This window comes from Mammaliicoccus lentus (assembly GCF_002902755.1).
Classification (GTDB): Bacteria; Bacillota; Bacilli; order Staphylococcales; family Staphylococcaceae; genus Mammaliicoccus; species Mammaliicoccus lentus.
The window spans coordinates 81,680-105,677 of sequence record NZ_PPRS01000018.1; the positions used below are offsets into that span (position 1 = coordinate 81,680).

Below are 23,998 nucleotides of genomic sequence, written 5' to 3' on the forward strand. Positions count from 1 at the left end.
GGTGTTAAAGATGGAACGTCGAATCATTCATATAGATATGGATGCATTCTTTGCTCAAGTAGAAGTGAGGGATAATCCAAAGTTAAAAGGTAAACCGGTTATCATCGGTGGTAGAGCTTCTGGACGTGGCGTTGTATCGACTGCAAGCTATGAAGCTAGAGAATATGGTGTACATTCTGCGATGCCTATGGCTAGAGCCCATCAATTATGTCCTGATGGTTATTATGTTCGGCCTAGAATTAATCATTATAGAGAAGTTTCTAATGAAATTATGGAGATATTTAAAAGTTATACTGATATAGTTGAACCATTATCTTTAGATGAGGCATATTTAGATGTAACTGAACTAGTTCGCAGAGATTTATCAGCCTCTACTATTGCTCAATATCTTCAAAGAGACATTTACGATAAGACACAACTTACTTCTTCGGCAGGTGTTTCGTATAATAAATTTTTAGCAAAACTTGCTAGTGGTATGAACAAGCCGAGTGGTAGAACAGTTATAAATTATGAGAACACACATGACTTATTGATGTCACTACCAATAGGTAAGTTTGCAGGAGTAGGTAAAGTGACTGAAGAAAAAATGAAAGAATTGAACATCCATACTGGTCAAGATTTATATGATTATAGTCAAATGGAACTTATTCAAATGTTTGGGAAAAGAGGATTGAGTTTTTATAATAAAGTAAGAGGAATTGATAACTCACCTGTTAAACCAGTAAGAATTAGAAAGTCTATAGGTAGAGAAACTACTTTTGAAACAGACCAAAATGATGATGATTTCATATTAAATAAAATACGTACTTTAAGTGGAGAAGTAGCTGTTAGAGCAGATAAGCACGAACTTGCAGGTCGTACTATAACGGTGAAAATGAAAACTCATAATTTTGAAACATTGTCTAAACAAACAAGTGTGAATAACCCTGTACATGATGAAGTAGAAATATATAACATTGCATATGAACTATATAACAGTCTTAAAGATCAAGATACAGCAATTAGATTAATTGGTGTTTCAATAGGAAATTTAGTGTCTAAAACATACCGGAATTTGACGATATATGACTTTTTATAAGTAGAAAACTTGATAAAGTGTTAAAGTACTAGTATCCTAATATAGATTGTGATTAAGTTTTGAAATCACATTGAACGGGTATTTATTCATTATTCATTATTCAGAAAGTAGAGATTGATATGAAATTTAAATTTGCTATTATCGGAATAACAGTATTAATGATTTTACTTTTTGTAAAGAGTACAATCGATACAGGAAGTTTTGATATTGTTAAATTAATAGGTATTGTTGCTATCGCTTTATTATTATTCTGGGCAGATCGAAAATTAGAAAGACCAGTCAATAAAGCAAGTCTTAAAAGAGATATTAAAAAAGAATTTCAGCACAAAGAATAAAATAAAAAATAGGGAAGCAACTTTTAATTAAGTTGTTTCCCTATTTTTTATATACATATTTTTTGTCAGATAAAGTTTTACCGTAAATGTTTATGACACTGTTTAAATCTTGATAGTGTTGCAACAATCTATAAGTGATAATTGCACATGCTTTTGCATCGTTAAGAGCGTGGTGATGACCTTTAAAATCAATATTATAATAAGACATCATATGCGCTAAACCGTATCTATGATTATTTACTGTTTTTCTTGCTAATATACAAGAACAAAAATATGTCATATCGGGTATTTCTATATTCAATTTGATAAGCGATTTAAATAATACATTCATATCAAATTTTGCATTGTGTGCGACAACAGGTAAATCGCCTATGAAGTCCATCATATAAGGGAAGACTACATCAAAAGTAGGGGAGATTTCCACATCAGATGGTTGTATTTTATGAATTTTAATATTAAATTTAGAAAAATAATCTTTAGGATTAACTAAAGTATAAAAATCTTCAGTAATTTGATGGTCAACAACTTTAACCATTCCTATTGAACAAATACTTTCAGGATTGCCGTTAGCCGTTTCAAAATCTAACGCGACAAATGAAGACATTCAATCACTTCCTTTGAAAGTCATTATATGGATATATAATGAAAATGTAAATAAAATTGTTCGAAATGATAAAAATAAAGATGGTGGGGAGGGTTAATGTTACAAGACGAGATCCACGTGCAACGTTCAACTTTAAAATTGCAATATAAAAAGGTCTAGGACATTTATGTCCTAGACCTTTACTTATTTTAAGAATCATTCACCATCTTCATCAAATTGACGAGCAGCTAATTCTTTTTCATATATAAATAGTGCGTTATTATCTTCTTGTATTCTTTCTAAGTAGTCAATGTGTGTTTCAAACATTGATTCTTCTTCAACTTGTTCATCTAAGAACCAATTTAAGAACGAAATAGTCGCAAAGTCATTTTCATTTTTAGCGATTTCCGATAAGTTATAGAAGCGTCGTGTTACATCTCTTTCTTGTTCAAGGCCATCTTTAAATGTTTCTAATAATGAATTAAATTCAGTCTTTGGAGCTTCTAATGATGTAAAGATAGCTTTTTCACCACGGTCATTTATATAATTATAAATTTTCATACCGTGAAAACGTTCTTCTTTAGCTTGTTGAATATAGAAGTTTGCAAAACCGTCATAACTCTTATCCGCACAATATGCTGCCATAGCCATATATGCGTGTGCTGCATAAAACTCGTGATTTAATTGATTGTTTAAAGCGTCTAGTATATTTTTAGATAACATTTAAAATCTTCCCTTCTATAATAAACTTGTTTATATATTTATTATACATTATTTGTAAGGGTATACCAATGTTTTAACTTAGTGAAAGTCTTTTTTAAAAGCTTTTGAACGTGTTATAATAATATGACAGAATAAGGAGGTAACGTATGAAGAAGTATGTTGCGAAAAATATGGCTAAACTTGCTAGGTTTGCAAGTAGAAAAATGGGAAAACAAGGTACCGACCTTCCGGGACAAGTCGCTCGTAAGATAGATCCACTTATATTAAGAAAGTTAGCAAATGATGTTGATGAAATTGTAATGATAAGTGGAACAAATGGTAAGACGACTACTTCCAATTTAATTGGCCATACTTTAAAGAAAAATAATATAAATATAATACATAATAATGAAGGTGCCAATATGGCAGCGGGTATTACTTCAAGCTTTGTTATTCAGTCTAATAAAGATACTAAAATTGCTATTATCGAAATTGATGAAGGTTCAATACCAAGAGTATTGAAAGAAATGACACCAACGATGATGGTCGTAACAAACTTCTTTAGAGACCAGATGGATAGATTTGGCGAGATTGATACAATGGTCGATAATATAGCTAATACAATTAAAGGTAGGGGTATTAAACTATTATTAAATGCTGATGATCCATTCGTAAGTAGATTAAAAATTGCTAGTGATGAAGTTATATACTACGGCATGAAAGCGGGCATTCATGAATTTGAACAAAGTACGATGGTTGAAAGTAAATATTGCCCGAATTGTGGTCGATTATTAAATTACAAACATGTTCATTACAATCAAATTGGTCATTATGATTGTGTTTGTGGATTTAAACGTGAAAAACCTAAATATGAAGTTTCCTCCTTTAAACAAGAGCCATTTATAGATGCAGGTATAAATGGTACTATTTTTGATATGAAAATAGCTGGAGACTACAACGTGTTTAATGTTGTTGCTGCATATACAGTTTTAAGGGAATTAGGGTTGAACGATAAGAGTATTAATGCCGGGTTTGAATCTTATACGTCTGATAATGGGCGTATGCAATATTACAAAAATCGTCATAAAGAAGTATTAATTAACTTAGCTAAAAATCCAGCTGGTTTAAATGCTAGTCTATCAGTAGGTGAACAAATAGATTCGGAGAAAGTATACATTATCAGTTTAAATGATAATGGGGCTGATGGTAGAGATATTTCTTGGATTTACGATGCGGACTTTGAAAAGTTATCACGCCAAAATATAAAAGCAGTTATATGTACGGGACAAAGAGCTGAAGAACTAGCACTTAGATTAAAATATGCAGAAGTAGATGCAGACATTATCATTGAAAAGTCTATTGAAAAAGCGACTGGAATGTCAATGGAGTATCCTCAATTTACTGTTGCTATACCTAACTATACTTCACTATCTCCGATGCATCGTGTACTAAATAGAGCGTTTAAGGAGGAAGTATAATGTCAGCGATAAAAATATTTCATTTTATGCCAGATAAATTAAATCTTTACGGAGATATCGGTAATATTATTGCTTTAAAGCAACGTGCTAAATGGCGCAATATTAAAGTAGAAGTCGTAGATATTATAGATACAGAAGGTTTGAGTTTGGATGATTGTGATATTTTCTTTATTGGAGGAGGCAGTGACAGAGAACAAAGTCTTGCTACTGAACAACTTAAGAAAATTAAAACACAACTAAAAGACGCAATCGAAGACGGCTTGCCAACATTAACGATTTGTGGTGGTTATCAGTTTTTAGGTTCTGAATATGTAACGCCAGACGGTACGAGACTTGAAGGCTTAAATATTTTAGACATATATACTGAATCTAAAAAACAAAGGCTTACTGGAGATATTGTTATGGAGTCTGAAACATTTGGTCAAATTGTTGGTTTTGAGAACCATGGTGGTCGTACATATCATGAATATCCATCACTTGGTAAAGTTATAAATGGGTACGGAAATAATGATACAGATAAAAAAGAAGGTATACATTATAAAAACTTAATAGGTACGTATTTACATGGACCAATATTACCAAAAAATCATGAAATTACTGATTATTTATTGAAAAAAGCTTGTGAAAGAAAAGGGATTGAATTCAGTCCAGAAGAATTAGATAATTCAGTTGAAGAAGCAGCAAAACGAGCTATTATAAATAGGTTGTTAAAAGAAAAATAATATAAAAACAAAAGTCTGGGACATTATCAATGTCCCAGACTTTTGTTTTATTACTTTAACCCTTTTTCGTTATATTAGAAAAACGATCGTTTATAATTCGGTTTATCATTAAGATTTCGTATATGATATGGCTTTTTATTTGGTTTTCATCAAATTCATCGAGGCCTTTAACGCTGTTTTTAAGGATAGATGCGGCTTTTTTTCTGCTTTTTAAATTCTTTATGATTTAATAAATCTTTATAAGAAATGATTAAATTAGAAATTGCTCTTCTTTCATTTTCAGTAAACGTTATGAATGTTTCTTCAGGTAAATAAATGAGATTTAATAAATGAGAATTCAATAATCTATTTGTGTGATACGCCATTTCTACTTTTCTAATATATGCTTTAGATTCTTTTTTCGTACGGTGATAATCATATTCTTCTTTTTGATATTTAATCAATTGTTCTATTTTTGTTGCTGACTGTTGCAATGAAGTCATTTGTTTCATTGATATATTAGATTCATATTCTCCAATGAGTAATTCTTTTAATCTGTTTATGTAAATTTCTAAAATACGACGTTCCATATTTTTATTTATGTTTTCAATTTGTGTAATATATTTTGGTGGTAATATAATGAAGTTTACTAAACCTGCTGTTGTTAACCCGATTGTCGTTGTTGCTAAACGAGATATAAAGTTATATACGAAAGCATCATGGATAACAGGCACCATTGCAACCGCTGTAATAGCAGCTACGAGCATACCATCTATAAGTTTAAGTTGGTAACATACAAATATAGTTACTGTAGCAGCCAAAGAATAACTTAATGGCGACTCACCGAAGAAGTATGTACTGATTACTGCTATAAATGCGCCTAATATAGAAGCTGGGAAGCGGACAAAAGCTTTTTTTAAAGATGCTTTTGCTGTAGGTTCTATTGTGACAATTGATGTTATAACCGCAAAAATGGGATTTAAATTCAAAACCATACATATTAGTGCAGTTAAAAATGTAGCTAAACCTGTTTTGATAATTCTTGCACCTATAAATCTGATTAACCAATTTTCTTTCATATACAAAACTCCGAAATCATTTTTTTATAGTATACCATGTATTTTCTGATATAATAAAGACGACAAAAAAATTTAAAAGAAAGAACGGGATTTAAATGATTATTCAAAACAATGAAGAACTTGAAGGCCTTAAAGAAATAGGCAGAATCTGTGCAATAATTCGTGATGAATTGAAAGAAGCAACGAAACCCGGAATTACAACTAAAGAGTTGGATAACATAGCGAAGGAAAGATTTGAGGAATTAGAAGCAGAATCTGCTCCTATCGCAGAATATGATTTTCCTGGTTATACATGTATAAGTGTAAATGAAGAAGTTGCGCATGGTATTCCTGGTAACCGTGTAATCAATGAAGGTGATTTAGTTAATATAGATGTTTCAGCAAGAAAGAATGGATACTATGCTGACACAGGTATTTCTTTCGTTGTAGGAGAAGCAGATGATCCTAAAAAACAACTTGTAGTAGATGTTGCAGCAATGGCTTTTGAAGAAGCAATGAAAAAGATTAAACCAGGCACTAAATTATCTCAAATTGGTAGAGCTGTAAATTCTACAGCAAGAAAGAATGGCTTGAAAGTAATTAAAAACTTAACTGGCCATGGTGTTGGTCGTTCACTACATGACTCACCACAACATGTTATGAACTATTTTGATCCTTTAGAAAAGCAATTGCTAAAAGAAGGAATGGTGTTAGCAGTTGAACCGTTTATTTCATCAAACGCTACAATTGTTGGCGATGGTAAAAATGAATGGGCATTTGAGACGAAAGATAAAAGTTTTGTCGCTCAAATAGAACATACTATAGTTGTTACTAAAGATGGACCATTATTATTAACGAAATTAGAAGACTAAAAACAGAGGCTGAGACATTGATCAATGTCTCAGCCTAATTCATTCTATATACTTTCTTATCTAAGACTAAGGACCTATAGAAAGTTGGTTCCTAGGTCCATTTCGAGATTTTTAATAACATTTTATAATAGAGGTTAATCTGAAAGAAATAGGTGATTCTATGTTTAATGTTGTTTCAAATCAATTAAAGCAACTTATTCTTGTTTCTTATTATGAAAGTTTAGATACATGTGCAAAGCAATTAGATGTTAAAATAAAAGCAATGGAAGAATATATTTTATATTTAGAACAAAAGCGTCAAAACTTATTTGAACTAATTGAAAAGTATACTTTAGAATTAGACAATAAGTATATGGACAAAATAGAAGACTTTAAAATTACGTATGCCAAAAAATTAGAAGACCATGATTTAGTATGGTTACAAAAACAAATCAATATGTTAGAAAGTGATTCAGCAAAGATTGAAGAAACGATAAAACGTACTTTAGATCAAATTGCACATGCTGTAGCTGAGCGGTCAATGCTCACACAAATGAATTCGCTTCTCTAAAATAGGAGTGGTAGATTGAAGAATAAATTTATATCGACAGAATTATTAATTGTATTAACAATTTTAATTTTATTATCGAATATTTACTATATCTTCTTTGAAAAAATAGGATTACTGCTTGTTGTAATAACGGGCATGATTTTTATTTATGTAGGCTATTTATACTTCCATAAATTAAGAGGTCTAATTTTATTTTGGATAGGGGCTATCTTGTTAATTTATGCGTTACTTTCAAACCCGTATATGCTTATGATTTTATTTTTATTTTTAATATTTTTAGTGATTCGCTATATCATATACAGGAAGAAACCTTTGAAAGTCGAGCATGTCGAAACGACAGCTAACGAAAACATAAATGAGTCTTTCATTAAACAACGTTGGTTCTTACCTCAAAAAACACCTCACTACATATATAAATGGGATGATATCCAAATTCAACAAGCTGTAGGAGATGTAGAATTAGATTTATCTTTAGCTGCCAATTTATCCGAAAACAATGTAATAGTTGTAAGGCAACTTATAGGTAAAACTCAAGTTATCGTACCATATAATTACCAAGTTAATGTACATGTTACAGCTCTTTTTGGTAGATTATATTTAAATGACGAAGTTTACAGAGTTAAAAATGAAACTGTACACTACAACGTTAATAGTCACAAAAATACATTTAAAGTGAATATATTTTACTCAACATTTATGGGAGATGTTGAGGTGATTTTCCGATGAATAACTATTCACGTATCATTGGTTCAATGTTAATACTTGTTTATTCAATTGTAGTTGTATTGTTTTTCTTAGATCGAATATTTATTAACATTATTTATTTTCAAGGTTTGTTTTATACACAAATAATGGGTATACCTGCCTTTTTATTCGTTAATATTGTTGTTATACTTCTTTGTATTATCATAGGTTCAGCAGTAGCTTATAAGATTAATCAGCAACACCATTGGATTAAAGAACAATTAGAACGTTCCTTTCAAGGTGAAGTGTTGGGCGTTAATAATCATGAAATAGATTTACACAAAGAAACGTTAGAAATTTATCAAACTTTAATCCCATTACATGAAGAACTTTATACATTAAGGTTGAAATCTCAACAAATTATTAATGAGTCTTACCAAATGCAAGATTCTGTTGTAAAGAAAATTATAGAAGACGAAAGACAAAGATTAGCTAGAGAACTACATGATTCTGTCAGCCAACAATTATTTGCTGCGAGCATGATGTTATCTGCTATTAAATCTACTGAATTAACCGATCCTTTAGCAAAACAAGTTAATTTATTAGAAAAGATGATTCAAGATTCACAACTTGAAATGAGAGCATTGTTACTCCATTTAAGACCATTAGGTTTAAAAAACAAATCATTGGGTGAAGGTATTAAAGATTTAGTCGTCGATTTAAAACAAAAAATACCTATGAAAGTTGTTTATGATATAGAGGATATAGAAATTGCTAAAGGTACTGAAGACCACTTGTTTAGAATAACGCAAGAAGCAATTTCAAATACATTACGTCACTCTAAAGGTACGAAGTTATCAATAGAATTAATCGAAACAAGCGATTACGTTATTTTAAGATTACAAGATGATGGCGTAGGCTTTGACACATCTAAAAGAGATCCTCAAAGCTATGGTTTAAATACTATGAATGAACGTGCACTTGAAATTGGCGCAACACTTAATATTATTTCTATGCCTAATTCAGGAACGAGAATAGAAGTGAAGGTACCGAATAATAAGGAGGAAGAGTATGACAATTAGAGTATTATTCGTTGATGATCACGAAATGGTAAGAATAGGTATATCAAGTTATTTATCAACACAAGAAGATATCTCAGTAGTGGGTGAAGCTGCTTCTGGTAGAGAAGGAATCGAGAAAGCAGAAGAACTGAAACCAGATATAATATTAATGGATTTAGTGATGGATGATATGAACGGTATCGAAGCAACTCAATATATTAAGCAACACCAGCCAAGCGTTAAAATTGTGATGTTAACAAGTTTTATAGATGACAATGAAGTATATCAAGCTTTAGATGCAGGAGTTGATAGTTATATTTTAAAGACAACTTCAGCAGATGATATCGCTAATGCTATTCGTAAAACTTATAATAAAGAATCAGTATTTGAAGCGGAAGTATTAGTTAAAATGCGTAACCGTATGAATCAAAAAGCTGAATTATTTGAGATGCTCACAGATCGCGAAATGGAAATACTATTATTAATTGCAAAAGGCTATTCTAATCAAGAAATTGCTAGTGCTTCACATATTACGATTAAAACTGTAAAAACACATGTAAGTAATATTTTGAGTAAATTAGAAGTACAAGATAGAACACAAGCTGTTATTTACGCTTTTCAACACAATTTGATAAATTAAAAATAAGTACACACATACAAAATCATATATAAATAAATGCTGCTACTCGGTTGACTAAAATTCAACGAAGTAGCAGCATTATTTTGACTATGTGATTGATATTTAAATCTCTAATAGTATTTTACAAGTTAAAGTGCTATTTAATAGCGTCATAACCGTTTTGTATAAGTTCCAATGACCCGTCATGTGGATCAATGACTAATCCATGTATCGGAATTGATTGGTCGAATAATGGATGATTATAAATTTTTTGTATGTTCGATTCAATGTTCTGTATTACATCGTCAAATCCTCTTAAAAATCGTTGAATGTCAATGCCAGAGTGTTGAATCGTATTTAATGTATCTTGAGTAACACCACGACTTTTCATAGTTTCAATTACTGAACCTACATCAAGGTTACCCATTCCGCAATCTTTATGACCCATTATAATAATTTCTTCTGCGCCAAGAGCGTATATTGCCACTAATAAACTTCGCATTGTTGATCCATATGGGTGCGATATAGTAGCACCTGCATTTTTAACGACTTTAACATCACCGTTTTTAAAGCCTAATGCTTTTGTTGATAGTTCGGTAAGCCGTGTATCCATACAAGTTAATATAACTGCTTTTGCGTTAGGTGTTTTTGTAGTAATAAAGTTCTCATATTCTTTGTTTGCCACAAAGGTCTGATTGAATTTTAAAATATCATTCAATAGAGGCATTCGTCATCTCACCATTTTCTGCTATATTATCAAAAGTTTGCTGTTCTGGTGGCCCATGTTTAAGCATTTTCTTTTGATGTAAAACAGCATTTATTTCTGCTCCAATGATAATGATTAATCCTGTTAAGAATAACCATAACATTAACACGATAATACCTCCGATACTACCATATGTTTTTGAGTAGTTAGCAAAGTTATTAACATATAGTCCAAATAGGGCACTTGAGCCTAACCATACAATTGTAGTAAAGGCAGCACCAGGAATTACTGAAAGTAATTTAATTTTAATATTTGGAGCTAAAGCGTAAAGCGTCATAAATACTATAAATGTCACGATTAGTGGTAACACAAATTTAATTAAACTAAAGATCCAACGTAATTCAGATTCTAAACCAAGTGGACCAAATAATAGATTACCAAGTTGTTGTCCAAATATTGGTAATGCAATTGCTAAACCAAATACAACAACCATAATGATTGTGAAGAACACACTCATTATTTTTAATACGATTGCGTTACGGCCGTCTTCGACATCATATGCAACATTAAATGCGTTCATTAAAGCTGTCATTCCGTTTGATGCGGACCAAAGCGCCGCAATTAAACCGAATGAGAATAGGCCGCCACTAGCGTTCTGCATGACGTCATCAATTATACCGGTAATCAGTTTAGCTGTATCGCCAGGAGCATTTTCCGAAATCATGTTCGTAATTGTATCTGGACTAATTTGGAACAACGGAATCAATGTTAATATAAAGATAAGTGTAGGGAATAATGCTAATAAGAAGTAGTAAGATAGCTGTGCAGCTAAACCTGTAGCATTATCTTTACTAATTCTATATAATAACGTAGTTAAAATATTACCATTTTTAGTGTATTTTGCCGGCTTATTTATTTTTGATACAAAAAATATTTGATTATCTTTTTTTGGTGTTTTAGATTCAAACACTTGAGGTTGAATATAGTTTTCTTTTTTTATAGACTTTTTTTGTTCATCTTTAAAGTGTTTAGCTTGTTCTAAAAACTTTGAGCTAGATTTATCTTTTGCCATAAAAATTCTCCTAATTATATTTAATGTTAAAAAAGACTAGGTCGCTTAAAGAAGCCTAGTCTTTTAAAATTTATGAATGATTTGGACCTGAGATTTGTCTGTTATTTTTCTTCTCAATGAATGTGTCTTTCGCATCCATAATAGATTGTTCTAACTCTGGGTTTTTACGACGAATTTCTTCTATTACATCTTTCCAATATAAAACTTCGTCTTTAATTTGATCGAATTTAGAAGGCTCTCTAGAAGTGTTACCTTCTTTAATATTTTGTACTTGATTTGATAATGATTGACGTGTGTTTTTATCTGCTAATGCAATTGCTGCACCGATAGCGCCACCAATCAAAATTGCAGGAACTAATTTGTTTTGCATAATGTTTTCCCCTTTCAATATATTAATCTAAATAAATATCTTCGACCTACATATCATATCATATAAATGCATAAAATTTGTTTACATAGGCATCATTTATTATTTAAAATTTAACTAATTACATTCATTCCCATTAATGTGATATTGTAAACACAAATAATCTACAATAAAGCGTTTGATAGTAACTTTTCGAATGGCATAATATCAAGATTTTTTCCGATTTTAATTTTAAATTGGCCAGCTTTAGTCCACAAGGTTATTTCTCCGTTTAAGTCTAAAAATTTACCTGCGTTTTCTGTAGACCACATTAAAACTATACTGTATGGTATGGAATAAGTTTCGATTTTTTTGCCACTTATACCTTGTAAATCACGAATTATAATGCGTTTATTAGTAAAGACTGCCGTATCTCTAAATGTTTTGAAAGCACTATAAGCTTCTTCACCATTAGCGAGATATTGATTAATTTCATTTGGAATGTCTATTTTTTCAAATAGTGTCCATGAAAGTATCTCTTGAACTGCCATCTTATATCACTCCTATTAAATTACTTGATTTTATTGTATATAATCTTAATATATATTGTAAAGTTAATGTATAGTTTCACTATTTTAATTATATGTACTTTTTGCTAAACTTATTCTGAAAGGATGATAACAAATGACAGAAACAATTGAACAAATGGTAGATGATCTAAAAGAAAAATTACGTCTAGTAAACACGAGTGTGTTGAATAAAGACGCAATTCCAGAAGAAAAGAAAGAGGAATTAAAAGATATTCATACTATGGTTATGTCTAGAAAAAACATTTCAGCAAGTGAGATGAGTGCAATTACTCAAGCATTAGGTGAATTAAGAAAATAGCAGAGGGTGGTTATCAATATGGGATATGAGAAAGACTTACAAAAGTATGCAGAATTATTAGTCAAAGTCGGTTTGAATGTACAAAAAGGGGAACCTGTCTATATTCAAGCATCTATTGAATCAAGTTCATTCGTTCACTTGTTAGTTGAAGAAGCTTATAAAGTTGGCGCAGAAGACGTACAAGTTAAATATAAAGATGATCGATTACAACAATTGAAATATAAATATGAACCAGAAGAATTCTTTAGTGAAATTAAACAATATGTAGTCGATGAAAGATTAGATTACTTAGATAGAAAAGCAGCTTTCTTATCGCTTATATCTTCAAGTCCTGATAGCCTAAAAGATGCTGATCCGAAGAAAATTAATAAAGCTATGGCAGCAAGTGGTAAAGCATTTAAAGATTATATGGTAGCTATTCAAAGTGATAAAGTAAGCTGGTGCGTTGCTGCTTATCCTTCTGTTGGATGGGCAAAAATGATGTACCCAGATTTAGATGATCAAGAAGCGTTTGATAAACTATTAGAAACAATATTAAAAACAGTACGTGTTGACCAAGAAGATCCGGTTAAAGCTTGGGAAGAGCATGATAAGACATTACATGAGAAGGCTGAATACTTAAATAATAAAAAGTATAAAGCGTTGCATTATAAATCTGAAGGCACAGATTTAACAATTGAATTACCGAAACTTCAATATTGGAGCGGTGCTAGTTCAGTAAACTCTAAAGGTAATTCATTTGTTGCTAATATGCCAACTGAAGAAGTATTTACTGCACCGCATAAAAATGGTGTAAATGGAACTGTTAAAAACACTTTACCATTGAGCCATTCCGGTAATATCATCGATGATTTCACGATTACTTTTAAAGACGGAGAAGTTGTTGATTATAAAGCTGGTGTAGGTGAAGAAATATTAAAAGGTATTTTAGAAACAGATGAAGGTGCTAAAAGATTAGGTGAAGTAGCACTTGTGCCAGTAGATTCACCGATATCTAACATGAATGCTTTATTCTATAATACATTATTTGATGAAAATGCCTCATGCCACATTGCTCTTGGTTCAGCTTATGCATTCTGTATTGAAGCTGGTAAAAATATGACAGAAGAAGAACTAGCTGAAAATGGCTTAAATGACTCTATGACACATGTTGACTTTATGATAGGTAGTAAAGATTTATCAATCGATGGTATTTTAGAAAATGGTGAGAGAGAACCAGTCTTTAGAGATGGTAACTGGGCATTTTAAAACATAGCCAATTGCTAAAACATCATGTATAATAAAGATAAATAAAATTGTAAAGTTTGTTATTCTAAGGAGGGGTTATCATGAGTACACCTATGGAATGGGCAGTAATGATTGCTTTTGTTTTCTCTATCTTTACATTCGGTGGAGCGATCATGTTATATTTATCGAAAACATTCGATGGCAAAGAATCAGTACGTATTGATACAGCAGAAGAAGCACTAGAAAAGAAAGTTTTCGATGACGAAGAACATTATCATTAATCAATTTTAATGAGGCTGAGACATTATTTATGTCTCAGCCTAAAATATTATATAGGTAGTAGAGAACTGTATTAAATATATCAAGATTTTTAAATTACATAGTTTTTAATAGGGGGATGTAATAATGAAAGAAAGTAAAGGCATGACAGAATCAAGAAGCGTTAAATCTATTCAGATTTTTCCTGAAGATACAAATCATCATAATACTATGTTCGGTGGTAAATTAATTGCAGAAATCGATGAAATAGCTGCTATTGCAGCGATGAGACATAGTGGAAATTCAGTAGTTACAGCATCTATTGATTCTGTAGATTTTATTCAACCGATTAGAACTGGAGAAGTACTTTCTTTAGTTTCATTCGTTACATATGCTGGCACTTCTTCTATGGAAATTTGCGTGAAAGTTGTCAGTGAAGATAATATTAACCAAAATAAACACTTAGCTGCATATAGCTTTTTAACATTTGTTGCACTAGACGAAAATGGTAAAAAAGTTAAAGTACCAGCTATTTATCCAGAAACAGAAGATGAAAAGTGGTTTTACGAAACAGCTAAAGATCGTGTGAATTTAAGACACGAAAGAAGAGACGAAAGCAAGAGAACGTTAGAATTTATGTCGACAAAACTATATATTTAATAAAGTTAGGCTTGGTCATAAATGTCCTGAAAATCCAAAAACAGTAGAAATTCAATTTTAATATTGAATTTCTACTGTTTTTTCTTATATTTATTGCAAATCATGTAAAAATCTTTCTTTTAACTATGTTGTAATGAAAAATCAGAGATGAGGATTTTATGTAAGAAGTATATGGAATGCAAAATGCGGTTCGATAAATAAAAAATATCGAACCGCAAATGTAAAATACGGTCCGATAAATCTAAAACAAGCTAGGATTAGGAAATCTTTTTATAAGTGATTCATTCTATGCTCATTTGCTTTAAAGTCTACATCTTTATAATACATATCTTTTACAAGTAAGTTAGGACCTAAACATTTAACTTTTGGACAATGACAATTTAAAGACTTTGCTAGTGACGAATTTATCCATGTTTGGTAAACATCTTCTAATTTATCTTGTTTAATATTTGCGATTGATCCAGTTTCATCACCGAAATCTGTAACGATAACATCTCCAGAAAATACACTAACATTCAATCTACTTCGACCATCAGGGTCATTTCGTAAAGTGACATTTTCAGCTTGATTTAAACGATTTAATAAGTGCTGATCCGATTCATTTAAGAAGCATGGGTAAAATGGTAATGTGCCAAATAACATCCAAGTATCTTTATCTCTAAAGTCTAAAATATCATGTATAGTTTCCTTCATTTCATCTAATGTCATGATGTTTAACTGACTAGCAAAATCTGATGGGTACATCGGGTGTATTTCATGTCGGCTACATTTCATATCATGTACAATCTCATTATGAATCTTTTTCAAATAAGGTTTAGTGTTACGGTTTAACATTGTTTCAGCTGATACAAACATGCCTTGTTCTGACAAAGTAGCTGAGTTTTGAATCATTTGTTCGTAAAGTTTATAGCGTGCCTTTAAAGGTGGTTTCTTGTCCATTACGTGGAAGCCGACTTCACTGAATTCATCAATCGTACCCCAGTTGTGAGAAATATGCATCACATCTATGTATTCAGCAATTTCTAAATAACGATCTAAAGGCAGTGTTAAGTTAGAATTCATCTGAGTATAAATACCTCTATCATATGCATATTTTAAAAGAGGTACCACTGTTTCTCTAATAGACTTTTTACTAAACATTGGCTCTCCACCAGTAATAGAGATTGTTTTTAGATGAGGAACTTCGTCTAATCTTTTTAAAATTAAATCCATCGGTAAAGTGTCAGGGTCTCTCAATTGTAAAGTGTAGCCAACTGCACAATGCGCACATCTCATATTACATAAAGTCGTAGTTGTAAATTCAATATTACTTAGTTGAAGTGAGCCATGTTCATCTATGTCATTATAAGCTTCCCAAGGGTCGTTATTAATTGTTATTTTTTTCTTCTTTAAACCACTATGTATTGCCATTTATAAAATCCTTTCATCTTGAATGATACCTGTTTAATATCATTCATTTTATAGCACTATCGTTAACTTTGAATAAAATAAACTTTTGTTTACTCTCTCGATTTTTTATTTTCCATCTCTTCAAGCTTTTTGTCAAATGCTTATTTCGCTCTGTGATGGGCCTTTAGTTTTGGTTATTTATGTAGGAATGAATGCCAATACTGGATTATCATTGTTTTTATACTTGTAATCATTCATAATAATATTATTAAAAACATTAAAAGGAGTATCAATATGACCCAAAAGACGTCTTTGACTGATATTAAACAAAGATTATATGATTTTTTAGATGAAATTGAAGCAATGAATCCAGAAGATATGGAAGTTTCTGATGTGGATGAATGGATTGCATTATTAGATGAATTAGAGAAAAAAGTTCAAGCTATGCAAGACTAATACGGTGTCTTCCTATCATAAAATAAACTTGAAATAAGTTTATAATTTCAGATATGTGGTATACAGAGAGTAGACACATTATGAAAGGAAGAGATTGATATTATGAGTAAGAAAGTAGCAGCAGTTGTAACTGACTTATTTGAAGACGTTGAATTAACAAGCCCACAAAAAGCATTAACAGATGCAGGACACGAAGTTGTTGTTGTAGGTGAAGAAAAAGGTAAAGAAATCACTGGTAAAAAAGGCGAAAAAGTTAAAGTAGACGTTGGTATAGATGAAGCAAATGCAGCAGACTATGATGCAGTCTTGATTCCTGGTGGCTTTTCTCCTGATTTATTACGTGGAGATGAAAAAGGACGTTTTGGAGAATTCGTAAAACATTTCGTACAAGAAGAGAAACCTTCATTCGCAATTTGTCATGGACCTCAATTATTAATTGATACTGATTTATTAAATGGTAGAACTTTAACAAGTTTCTTATCAGTTCGTAAAGATTTACAAAATGCAGGTGCAAAAGTCGTTGACGAATCTGTAGTCGTTGACAATGGCATCGTCACAAGTCGTACACCAGATGACTTAGAAGACTTTAACCGTGAATCACTTGCATTGCTTCAATAAATGCTTTAATTGCCACTCACCATTACGGTGGGTGGTTTTTTTATATGGTAAATCTTAAATAGAAAATTAAGAGTCTAACGTGCAAGAAAGTATAAACAAGCCCGTCCAGTCAACTACTGCCAATATAACCAAAGGTATATGACATTGGGTCAAAGACTCATACCTTAAGCATGCACAAATAAAATCGAAGATTATATAAAAATAGCATCTCATTTCTAACTGAATAAATCAGTGAAATGAGATGCTATTTATTTTGAGTTAGGATTTATGTCCTTAGCTCGTCTAATTAGACTATTAATTTAGAAGAATCTTCTAATTAATGTTTTTAATGGTGGCATTTTTTCTAATCTGTTTTCTTCTAACGCTGTTCTAATTTCGAATTTCGCATAGCCTCGTGCTTCATCCCAAACGATTTTTCCTGGTAGTGGGGCAGCATCTGGATCTACTCTTACATTAACGATTACTGGTTTATCTGCTCGTTTTGCTTTTTCTAATGTTGGTGCAATATCTTCTACATCTGAAACGTTATAACCGATACCACCACAATTATCAGCAAATCTAGCGAAGTCTATATCTCCTAAATCGATAGCGTATTCTAATTCACCAGCTGCCTGTTGTTCATATTTAATGAAGGAAAGCTCTTGGTTATTTAATACGACAACAATGATTGGTAATTTATATAGTACGGCTGTTACAAAGTCATGCATAACCATAGATAAACCACCGTCACCGGTAATTGCGATTGCTTGTTTATCAGGATTTGCTATTTTACTAGCGATTGCTCCTGGTAAAGCACAGCCCATTGTACCTAACCATGATGAAGTAATAAATTGATTATTATGGTCTAGCTGTAAATAACGTGTACTCCAAACTGTGGAAGTGCCAACATCTACTGAATAAACAGTATCTTTGGTAGCTATTTTTTCAATTTCTGCCATTAATCTTTCAGGTCTAATTGGCATGCTATCGTCTGTTCTATCTTCTTCAAGCCATTTATTCCATGTTCTCATGTTTTCTTGACATGCTTTAAGGAATTTACGGTCATTTACTTTTTTAGCTTCTTTAGTTAATGAATCTAGTACATTTTTAGTATCGCCAACTAAACCAACATCTACATTAAAACGATTGCCAATAACTGATGGTTTAATGTCGATTTGAATACATGGTATATCTTTATCAGGTAAATAATCTACATAAGGATAGTTAGTACCGACTAAAATTAATAAGTCTGCGTCTTTAGTAGCTTCGAAAGCTGGTTTTGTACCAATTTTACCTAAATTACCCATGAAATTAGGGTGTTTATCAGGGATGATACCTTTTGCTGGTAATGTGATTACACCCGGCGCATCAATGTGATCGATGAAATCGAGTAGTTCATCTTTTGCATCTTTAGCTCCAACACCCGTTAATACAACAGGTTTTTCACTATTATTAATTAATTCAGCTGCTTTTCGAACTTCACTTTCTTCAGCATATTTAACTGAATTTTGAAATTCATAAGTTTCTCTTGGAACTTTATCTTCTATTTTTCCACTTAATATATCACTTGGAATTGTAAGTACAGCAACACCTTTTTTAGCGTATGCTGTTTTAATTGCTTCGTTAACTGTTTCGTGGATGTTTTCCGCTGATTCAATTTGTTTATTATAAACGGCAACATCTTCGAATAATGCTGGTAAATCAACCTCTTGGAAAAATTTTGTTCCCAATTTGTCTGAGTCTGTTTGACCAGCTAATACAAGCATAGGCACGTTGTCCATTTTGGCATCATACATACCATTTAATAGATGGATTGCTCCTGGTCCGCCTATACTTAGAGCTACTGCTATTTTTCCAGTTAGCTTAGCATAACTACTAGCGGAAAGTGCAGCGACTTCTTCATGTCTCACATGATAAAATTTAATCGCTTCTTCTTCTGTTTTAAGAGCATCAACAACTTTATCTATTGAATCACCAGGTATTCCATACACATGGTCAATCTGCCAATTTTTTAAAACTTGTACAAGTGCTGCATTTGCTTTTATTTTTGCCATTCATTATTCCTCCTTGTTTGCATATACTAATATATATACCCAAATACGCTAAAAGTAATACGTAAAAGTAAGTCTCCGGACTGATTTTCTTGTTTTTAAGTAAAAACCAGTGTTTAAAATACTTATTACAAGATATAATAATAAAAGAAATACGAATGAGGGAGCGCAAAGATGGGGCTATTTAAAAATAAGAAAAATGATATTTCTCAAACAAATTCTGAAGAAGAAGTTCAATATAGAAGATATCAACACTACTATCAAGAACCTATACAACCTAGAAAAAGAAAAAAAGTGTCCAAATTATTTGGATTTTTAGCTATATTAATCATAGTTGTTATCGCGTTCTATATCGCAGTTATGTATATGTGGTCAAGAACATCGGACGTAGATGAATTAACAAAAATAGAAGATAAACCATCTTATGTTCAAGTTGAAGATATGCCTGATTATACGAAAAATGCATTCGTTGCCGTAGAAGATAAACGGTACTATGATCATGAGGGTATAGACTTAAGAGGTGTATCAAGAGCTTTAGTAGTATCATTAAAAAATGGTGAATTGACACAAGGTGGTAGTACGATAACACAACAAGTCGTTAAAAATTATTTTTATACGAACGAAACTCAAATGACGCGTAAAGTAAAAGAAATGTTTGTAGCTAAGCGAGTAGAAGATACTTATGATAAAAATGATATACTAAGTTTTTATGTTAATAATATATATTTCGGAGGAAACAATTATACTATAGAAGAAGCGGCTAATTATTATTTTGGCGCTACAGTAGATAAAAATAATCCTTATTTACCACAAGTTACAGTATTACAAAGTGCAATTTTAGCAAGCGTAGTTAATGCGCCATCAAATTTCGATATTAATAACATTAGTGATAGTTATGTAACAAGGATTAAATCAACATTAGAGAAAATGAAACAACAAAAATATATTACAGATAGTCAATATACACAAGCTATAAATGAATTAAAGCAATAACAAAGCACACTGGGTTAAGTGATTAAACTTTTAAACTCAGTGTGTTTTATTGTATTCTATATATAAATGTGGAGGGATTCAATTTGCTGAAAATCACTAAATTAGAAGTACAAAAGAAAAACAAAGAACGGCTAAATTTATTTATTAACAACGAATTTGAGATGGGTATTGATCAAGCTACTTATATATATTTTAATTTAAGAAAAGATATGGAAGTTACGAAAGAACAACTTCAAAAAATTAAAGACTATGATCAATATAGACAAGCTTTAAATCAAGCAATTATATATCTATCCCATAAAAAAAGAACGGAACTAGAAGTAGAACAATATTTAACGGACAAAGAGTACAGTTACGATTTAGTTAAAGATGTAATTGATTACTGTAAAAACAATCGCTATATTAATCACGAAGATTATATTGAAAGTTTGAAAAATACAATTTTAAAAACAACTGATAAAGGTCCAGATCATTTTGAAAGAGTAGCTAAAGAAAAAGGACTATCAAATGATTTAATATTAAAATATAAATCAAAATTTGAAGAAGAAATGTCTGATGATAGAATTATAAATATTGCAAATAAAATTATGAGTAAAAAGAAACAGCCACCAAATAGGTTAAAACAATCTATCGTACAAACGCTACAACAAAGAGGATATGCTTTTTCGCTTATTAACGAGCATTTAACAGATTTAAATATAGAACCAACTTCTGACGATGTTGAAAATATTTTGATGAAAGATTTAGAAAAGGTATATAATAAATATCAAAAGAAATATAATGGATATGAACTAAAAACTCATGTCGTTCAAGCATTAGCGAGAAAAGGCTATACATTTGATATGATTAATGACAAATTAAGAGAAAGTGGTATTGTAGATGAGTGAAGATAAAAAATTTGTAGAAATGACAGAATACGAATTAAACACAGTAATAGCGGATTATAGAGAAAAAATGAGAAAAGCTGAAGCGATGGGTATTCTAAATGAATACGAAGTTTATAAAAGAAAAGCTTTAATTGCAGAAGCTTATCTTGTTGATACATCTAAGATAGAAACAGGAAAGGTTTATGGACTAATAGGTGAGACGCGCAGTTACTTTAAAGTTGAAAGAATTAATGGTGTGTTTGCGTGGGGCTTTAGATTAAAAGGTTCAAAAATTGAGGAAGGCATTCCAGTTAGTCTTCTACAACTATAATGGTGGTGCAGTATGACACAGCAAATATTAGTAAGAGTTGTTAATGCAACAAAATATTATTACAAAACTAAAAAACAGAATAAAATTATATCTTTGTTCAAATTAAATCGTTTAGATAGAGAAATTATTTTGAAGAATGTGACGGTACATCTATATCGTGGTGAAGTACTTGGCATAATAGGCGATGATGAATCAGGTAAAGAATTAATCAGCAGATTAATGACAAAGGAAATATCGCCCAACATAGGTAAAGTAACCAATAACGAACAAACATTTCTTGCTGATGTTTCGCATAAAGAAAATGATTTTCAAACTTTAAATGAATTGATTATAAGAACGCTAAGTTTATCAAAGGTTAGTGCTAAAAACATATCTAAGTTACAAGATGAGATTTTAGATTTTGCAGAGCTAAAAGATAAAGGTACTTCTACATGCCAAGAAATTACCCAAAGTGAGTATGCTCAATTACTTATTGGTATTAGTAATTATATGAAACCTACTGTAGCGATTTTTACAAATATCATTCAATATTTAAATGAATCATTTCAACAAAAATTTCATGATTTTTTAACAGAACAGAAAGAAAATGATAGAGCTGCAGTATTGATAGATGATCATGTTCATTCTATAGAGAAAATGAGCAACTATTTAATTTGGTTAACATACGGTCAAGTTAGAAAAGAAGGTACAGTGAAAGAAGTTTTAAATCACTATAGAGATTATTATAAAAAGTATAATCAACTTTATGACAAAGAACAAAAGTCGTTATATGATTTGAAATGGAGAATATCACAGCAAGAGTTACCAGTTGCACAAGGTGAAGGTTATAAAAGAATGCGCAAATATCAATACGGTAAAATACCTAATTCTATAGAAAAAATGTTATTTTACGGTACGACTTTTCTTATTGGCGCATCGTTAGCAGCATTATTCATGTTCTTGGATGTAGGAAATTTAAGTTCTAATAAAGAAGATACAACTAAACAAGTTATTGCTACGAACAGTAAGCCTGAATACATAGACAAATCAGCATATATATTATCGTTAAAAAAAGATACAGAAGTACAATCATCATCTAAAGATAAAAATTATAAACTTCCTCAATATAGTTTCCTAGATGTCACTGGTGAAAATGAATCTAAATACAGACTAGAAATAGACAGTCAAGCTTATACAACAAATAAAAATAATTTATACTTCTTTAATCCAGCAGGCTTATACGAAGAAAAAAATTGGTCTGAATTAGAAGATTATGTGGATGATAATTATTTAAATTATATTGATTTTTATAATAGTTTTATGCATAAAAGCCATAAACAAGTATCTGAGACTATCAGACCAGAAAATGAAAATAGGTTTAATGAGCAAATGGAAGGTCAAAAAGTCCATATGATTTTTGACAGCGATAATAAATTAATTGGCTTTACATTTGATATTAAAAATAAAGAAAAACTCATCAAAAAATATAATATTTCTAGTGATAATTGGGTCGTTAAATCAAGAGACGGGTATATGGTAGCAGACTTGAAAGCAAACAAATGGATCTTTATTCGATTATAGGAGGTTAATATGAACGAATTATTTGAACAACACATCAAGCATTTTCCACATATGATCAAATATTGCTTCTTTGAAGTTCGTTATCATTACAAGTACTATTTATCAGCGTTTGGTATAATGTTATTATTGCTTATTTTAACATTTGGACAACTGTTGATACGAGATACAATAGATATACAACGATCAACTTCATTCTTTAGACTTGTAGGATTTTTTGCTTATATATGGATATTTTTATCGTTATTTCACGCTGAGAAAACTGTAAGAAAGCAAGGGGCACTATACAATAGGTTATCAGTTCCTTATTATGTTGGGACATCTGCCCAAGTATTTTTAGCAATGTTAATGTTTCTTATAATTATTACAATTACAGGTATGGTATCTACAAACATGTCTGAAATAATAGATATTAATCATTTAGGTTTTTTCTATTATTTAGTAATGGCATATATTTTACTTGTTCCATTAGCATCCATCATTGGTTTGCTGGGAAAATATTTCTATAAAACGAGATTTATTGTATTTGGTTTATTAATCATATTATTATTCATCGTGCCAGTTTTATATGTCCCGAATAATATGTATGCTGTTTGGGTAAATGTACTCAAGTTAAATCCATTATTTTATATTATTAATGGTTTCCAACAGACAATGATTTTAGGGAATGCTTCTGTAACCAATTTACCTTATCACATATTATTTTATTTTGAATTAGGTATTGTGTATTTAGCTTGGATAAATGTTAATAGAGCAGATAAAGTAAAATATTTTAAAGATTAAACTGAAGAAAAACCCCCTTTCAAAGTATGCAACTTAAACGTTTAAAACTTTGAAAGGGGATTTTTTATATGCTGAACTTTCTCGTGTCATATATTAA

28 protein-coding genes and 1 pseudogene are annotated in these 23,998 nt (G+C 30.9%); 20 read left to right on the forward strand and 9 right to left on the reverse strand.

Annotated elements, in window-relative coordinates; all coding sequences use genetic code 11:
* The first annotated feature begins 10 nt into the window (after window positions 1–10).
* Both dinB and CD135_RS06855 read left to right on the forward strand, forming a co-directional pair.
* Window positions 11–1,078, forward strand: a complete 1,068-nt coding sequence (dinB, locus tag CD135_RS06850; RefSeq protein WP_016999042.1) for a DNA polymerase IV — start codon at window positions 11–13, stop codon at window positions 1,076–1,078.
* A gap of 119 nt (window positions 1,079–1,197) precedes the next feature.
* Window positions 1,198–1,413 (forward strand): hypothetical protein, encoded by a 216-nt coding sequence (locus tag CD135_RS06855; RefSeq protein ID WP_016999041.1) that lies wholly within the window; start codon window positions 1,198–1,200, stop codon window positions 1,411–1,413.
* Between the two features lie 40 nt (window positions 1,414–1,453).
* On the opposite strand, the gene CD135_RS06860 is transcribed toward CD135_RS06855, so the two are convergent.
* Window positions 1,454–2,017 (reverse strand): 3'-5' exonuclease, encoded by a 564-nt coding sequence (locus CD135_RS06860; protein WP_103269088.1) that lies wholly within the window; start codon window positions 2,015–2,017, stop codon window positions 1,454–1,456.
* A 195-nt stretch (window positions 2,018–2,212) separates the two neighbouring features.
* A complete protein-coding gene (locus CD135_RS06865; protein WP_016999039.1) occupies window positions 2,213–2,719 on the reverse strand; it encodes a ferritin in 507 nt (168 codons plus the stop codon).
* Between the two features lie 146 nt (window positions 2,720–2,865).
* Between CD135_RS06865 and murT the strand changes: the two genes are divergently transcribed.
* Window positions 2,866–4,176, forward strand: coding sequence for a lipid II isoglutaminyl synthase subunit MurT (gene murT, locus CD135_RS06870; RefSeq protein ID WP_103269089.1), 1,311 nt, complete (start codon window positions 2,866–2,868; stop codon window positions 4,174–4,176).
* Entirely contained in the window at window positions 4,176–4,898 is a 723-nt protein-coding gene (gene gatD / locus CD135_RS06875) for a lipid II isoglutaminyl synthase subunit GatD (protein ID WP_016999038.1), read from the forward strand. The genes murT and gatD overlap by 1 nt, the downstream gene beginning before the upstream one ends.
* A gap of 55 nt (window positions 4,899–4,953) precedes the next feature.
* On the opposite strand, the pseudogene CD135_RS06880 reads toward gatD, so the two are convergent.
* Window positions 4,954–5,956, reverse strand: a pseudogene (locus CD135_RS06880) (FUSC family protein).
* A gap of 95 nt (window positions 5,957–6,051) precedes the next feature.
* On the opposite strand from CD135_RS06880, the gene map reads away from it, so the two are divergent.
* The 5 genes from map to CD135_RS06905 all read left to right on the forward strand — a co-directional run bounded on the left by map (window position 6,052) and on the right by CD135_RS06905 (window position 9,742).
* Window positions 6,052–6,807 (forward strand): type I methionyl aminopeptidase, encoded by a 756-nt coding sequence (map, locus tag CD135_RS06885; RefSeq protein ID WP_016999036.1) that lies wholly within the window; start codon window positions 6,052–6,054, stop codon window positions 6,805–6,807.
* Between the two features lie 160 nt (window positions 6,808–6,967).
* Window positions 6,968–7,357: a hypothetical protein gene (locus CD135_RS06890; RefSeq protein ID WP_016999035.1), complete on the forward strand. Its 390-nt coding sequence runs from the start codon at window positions 6,968–6,970 to the stop codon at window positions 7,355–7,357.
* Window positions 7,358–7,372: 15 nt separating this feature from the next.
* Window positions 7,373–8,083: a cell wall-active antibiotics response protein LiaF gene (liaF, locus tag CD135_RS06895; RefSeq protein ID WP_016999034.1), complete on the forward strand. Its 711-nt coding sequence runs from the start codon at window positions 7,373–7,375 to the stop codon at window positions 8,081–8,083.
* Window positions 8,080–9,123, forward strand: coding sequence for a sensor histidine kinase (locus CD135_RS06900; RefSeq protein ID WP_016999033.1), 1,044 nt, complete (start codon window positions 8,080–8,082; stop codon window positions 9,121–9,123). Before liaF ends, CD135_RS06900 begins: the two co-directional genes overlap by 4 nt.
* A complete protein-coding gene (locus tag CD135_RS06905; protein ID WP_016999032.1) occupies window positions 9,113–9,742 on the forward strand; it encodes a response regulator transcription factor in 630 nt (209 codons plus the stop codon). Before CD135_RS06900 ends, CD135_RS06905 begins: the two co-directional genes overlap by 11 nt.
* 136 nt (window positions 9,743–9,878) lie before the next feature.
* Here the strand turns inward: CD135_RS06905 and CD135_RS06910 are convergent, their stop codons facing one another.
* From CD135_RS06910 to CD135_RS06925, 4 genes are all read right to left on the reverse strand, one after another.
* Window positions 9,879–10,448 (reverse strand): beta-class carbonic anhydrase, encoded by a 570-nt coding sequence (locus CD135_RS06910; protein ID WP_016999031.1) that lies wholly within the window; start codon window positions 10,446–10,448, stop codon window positions 9,879–9,881.
* Window positions 10,432–11,499 carry a YihY/virulence factor BrkB family protein gene (locus tag CD135_RS06915; protein WP_064204900.1) on the reverse strand — a complete coding sequence of 356 codons (1,068 nt, stop codon included), beginning with the start codon at window positions 11,497–11,499 and terminating at the stop codon, window positions 10,432–10,434. Before CD135_RS06915 ends, CD135_RS06910 begins: the two co-directional genes overlap by 17 nt.
* A gap of 70 nt (window positions 11,500–11,569) precedes the next feature.
* Window positions 11,570–11,869, reverse strand: a complete 300-nt coding sequence (locus CD135_RS06920; protein ID WP_016999028.1) for a hypothetical protein — start codon at window positions 11,867–11,869, stop codon at window positions 11,570–11,572.
* Window positions 11,870–12,030: 161 nt separating this feature from the next.
* A complete protein-coding gene (locus tag CD135_RS06925; RefSeq protein ID WP_064204901.1) occupies window positions 12,031–12,396 on the reverse strand; it encodes a PH domain-containing protein in 366 nt (121 codons plus the stop codon).
* A 133-nt stretch (window positions 12,397–12,529) separates the two neighbouring features.
* On the opposite strand from CD135_RS06925, the gene CD135_RS06930 reads away from it, so the two are divergent.
* The 4 genes from CD135_RS06930 to CD135_RS06945 all read left to right on the forward strand — a co-directional run bounded on the left by CD135_RS06930 (window position 12,530) and on the right by CD135_RS06945 (window position 14,878).
* Complete coding sequence (locus tag CD135_RS06930; RefSeq protein WP_016999026.1) at window positions 12,530–12,733, forward strand: DUF1128 family protein; 204 nt, start codon at window positions 12,530–12,532, stop codon at window positions 12,731–12,733.
* A gap of 18 nt (window positions 12,734–12,751) precedes the next feature.
* Window positions 12,752–13,981: an aminopeptidase gene (locus tag CD135_RS06935; RefSeq protein WP_103269090.1), complete on the forward strand. Its 1,230-nt coding sequence runs from the start codon at window positions 12,752–12,754 to the stop codon at window positions 13,979–13,981.
* 80 nt (window positions 13,982–14,061) lie between these two features.
* A complete protein-coding gene (locus tag CD135_RS06940; RefSeq protein WP_016999024.1) occupies window positions 14,062–14,241 on the forward strand; it encodes a hypothetical protein in 180 nt (59 codons plus the stop codon).
* A gap of 124 nt (window positions 14,242–14,365) precedes the next feature.
* Window positions 14,366–14,878, forward strand: coding sequence for an acyl-CoA thioesterase (locus CD135_RS06945; RefSeq protein WP_064204904.1), 513 nt, complete (start codon window positions 14,366–14,368; stop codon window positions 14,876–14,878).
* A 270-nt stretch (window positions 14,879–15,148) separates the two neighbouring features.
* On the opposite strand, the gene yfkAB is transcribed toward CD135_RS06945, so the two are convergent.
* Window positions 15,149–16,288, reverse strand: coding sequence for a radical SAM/CxCxxxxC motif protein YfkAB (gene yfkAB, locus CD135_RS06950; RefSeq protein ID WP_103269091.1), 1,140 nt, complete (start codon window positions 16,286–16,288; stop codon window positions 15,149–15,151).
* Window positions 16,289–16,561: 273 nt separating this feature from the next.
* Here yfkAB and CD135_RS12975 point away from each other — a divergent pair, with 273 nt between their 5' ends.
* Window positions 16,562–16,723: an SE1561 family protein gene (locus CD135_RS12975; RefSeq protein WP_017001206.1), complete on the forward strand. Its 162-nt coding sequence runs from the start codon at window positions 16,562–16,564 to the stop codon at window positions 16,721–16,723.
* Between the two features lie 102 nt (window positions 16,724–16,825).
* On the forward strand, window positions 16,826–17,341 hold the full coding sequence (locus CD135_RS06955; RefSeq protein ID WP_064204906.1) for a type 1 glutamine amidotransferase domain-containing protein: 516 nt from the start codon (window positions 16,826–16,828) through the stop codon (window positions 17,339–17,341).
* A 299-nt stretch (window positions 17,342–17,640) separates the two neighbouring features.
* Here the strand turns inward: CD135_RS06955 and CD135_RS06960 are convergent, their stop codons facing one another.
* Window positions 17,641–19,374 carry a pyruvate oxidase gene (locus CD135_RS06960; RefSeq protein WP_103269092.1) on the reverse strand — a complete coding sequence of 578 codons (1,734 nt, stop codon included), beginning with the start codon at window positions 19,372–19,374 and terminating at the stop codon, window positions 17,641–17,643.
* 171 nt (window positions 19,375–19,545) lie between these two features.
* Here CD135_RS06960 and CD135_RS06965 point away from each other — a divergent pair, with 171 nt between their 5' ends.
* From CD135_RS06965 to CD135_RS06985, 5 genes are all read left to right on the forward strand, one after another.
* Window positions 19,546–20,364: a glycosyltransferase gene (locus tag CD135_RS06965; RefSeq protein ID WP_103269093.1), complete on the forward strand. Its 819-nt coding sequence runs from the start codon at window positions 19,546–19,548 to the stop codon at window positions 20,362–20,364.
* Window positions 20,365–20,447: 83 nt separating this feature from the next.
* A complete protein-coding gene (gene recX / locus CD135_RS06970; RefSeq protein ID WP_017000485.1) occupies window positions 20,448–21,251 on the forward strand; it encodes a recombination regulator RecX in 804 nt (267 codons plus the stop codon).
* The gene (locus CD135_RS06975) at window positions 21,244–21,561 is read left to right on the forward strand and encodes a YfhH family protein (protein ID WP_017000486.1); all 318 of its coding nucleotides are present in this window, start codon (window positions 21,244–21,246) and stop codon (window positions 21,559–21,561) included. The genes recX and CD135_RS06975 overlap by 8 nt, the downstream gene beginning before the upstream one ends.
* 12 nt (window positions 21,562–21,573) lie before the next feature.
* Window positions 21,574–23,121, forward strand: a complete 1,548-nt coding sequence (locus CD135_RS06980; RefSeq protein ID WP_103269094.1) for an ABC transporter ATP-binding protein — start codon at window positions 21,574–21,576, stop codon at window positions 23,119–23,121.
* Window positions 23,122–23,130: 9 nt separating this feature from the next.
* On the forward strand, window positions 23,131–23,901 hold the full coding sequence (locus CD135_RS06985; protein WP_017000488.1) for an ABC transporter permease: 771 nt from the start codon (window positions 23,131–23,133) through the stop codon (window positions 23,899–23,901).
* The last annotated feature ends 97 nt before the right edge of the window (window positions 23,902–23,998 follow it).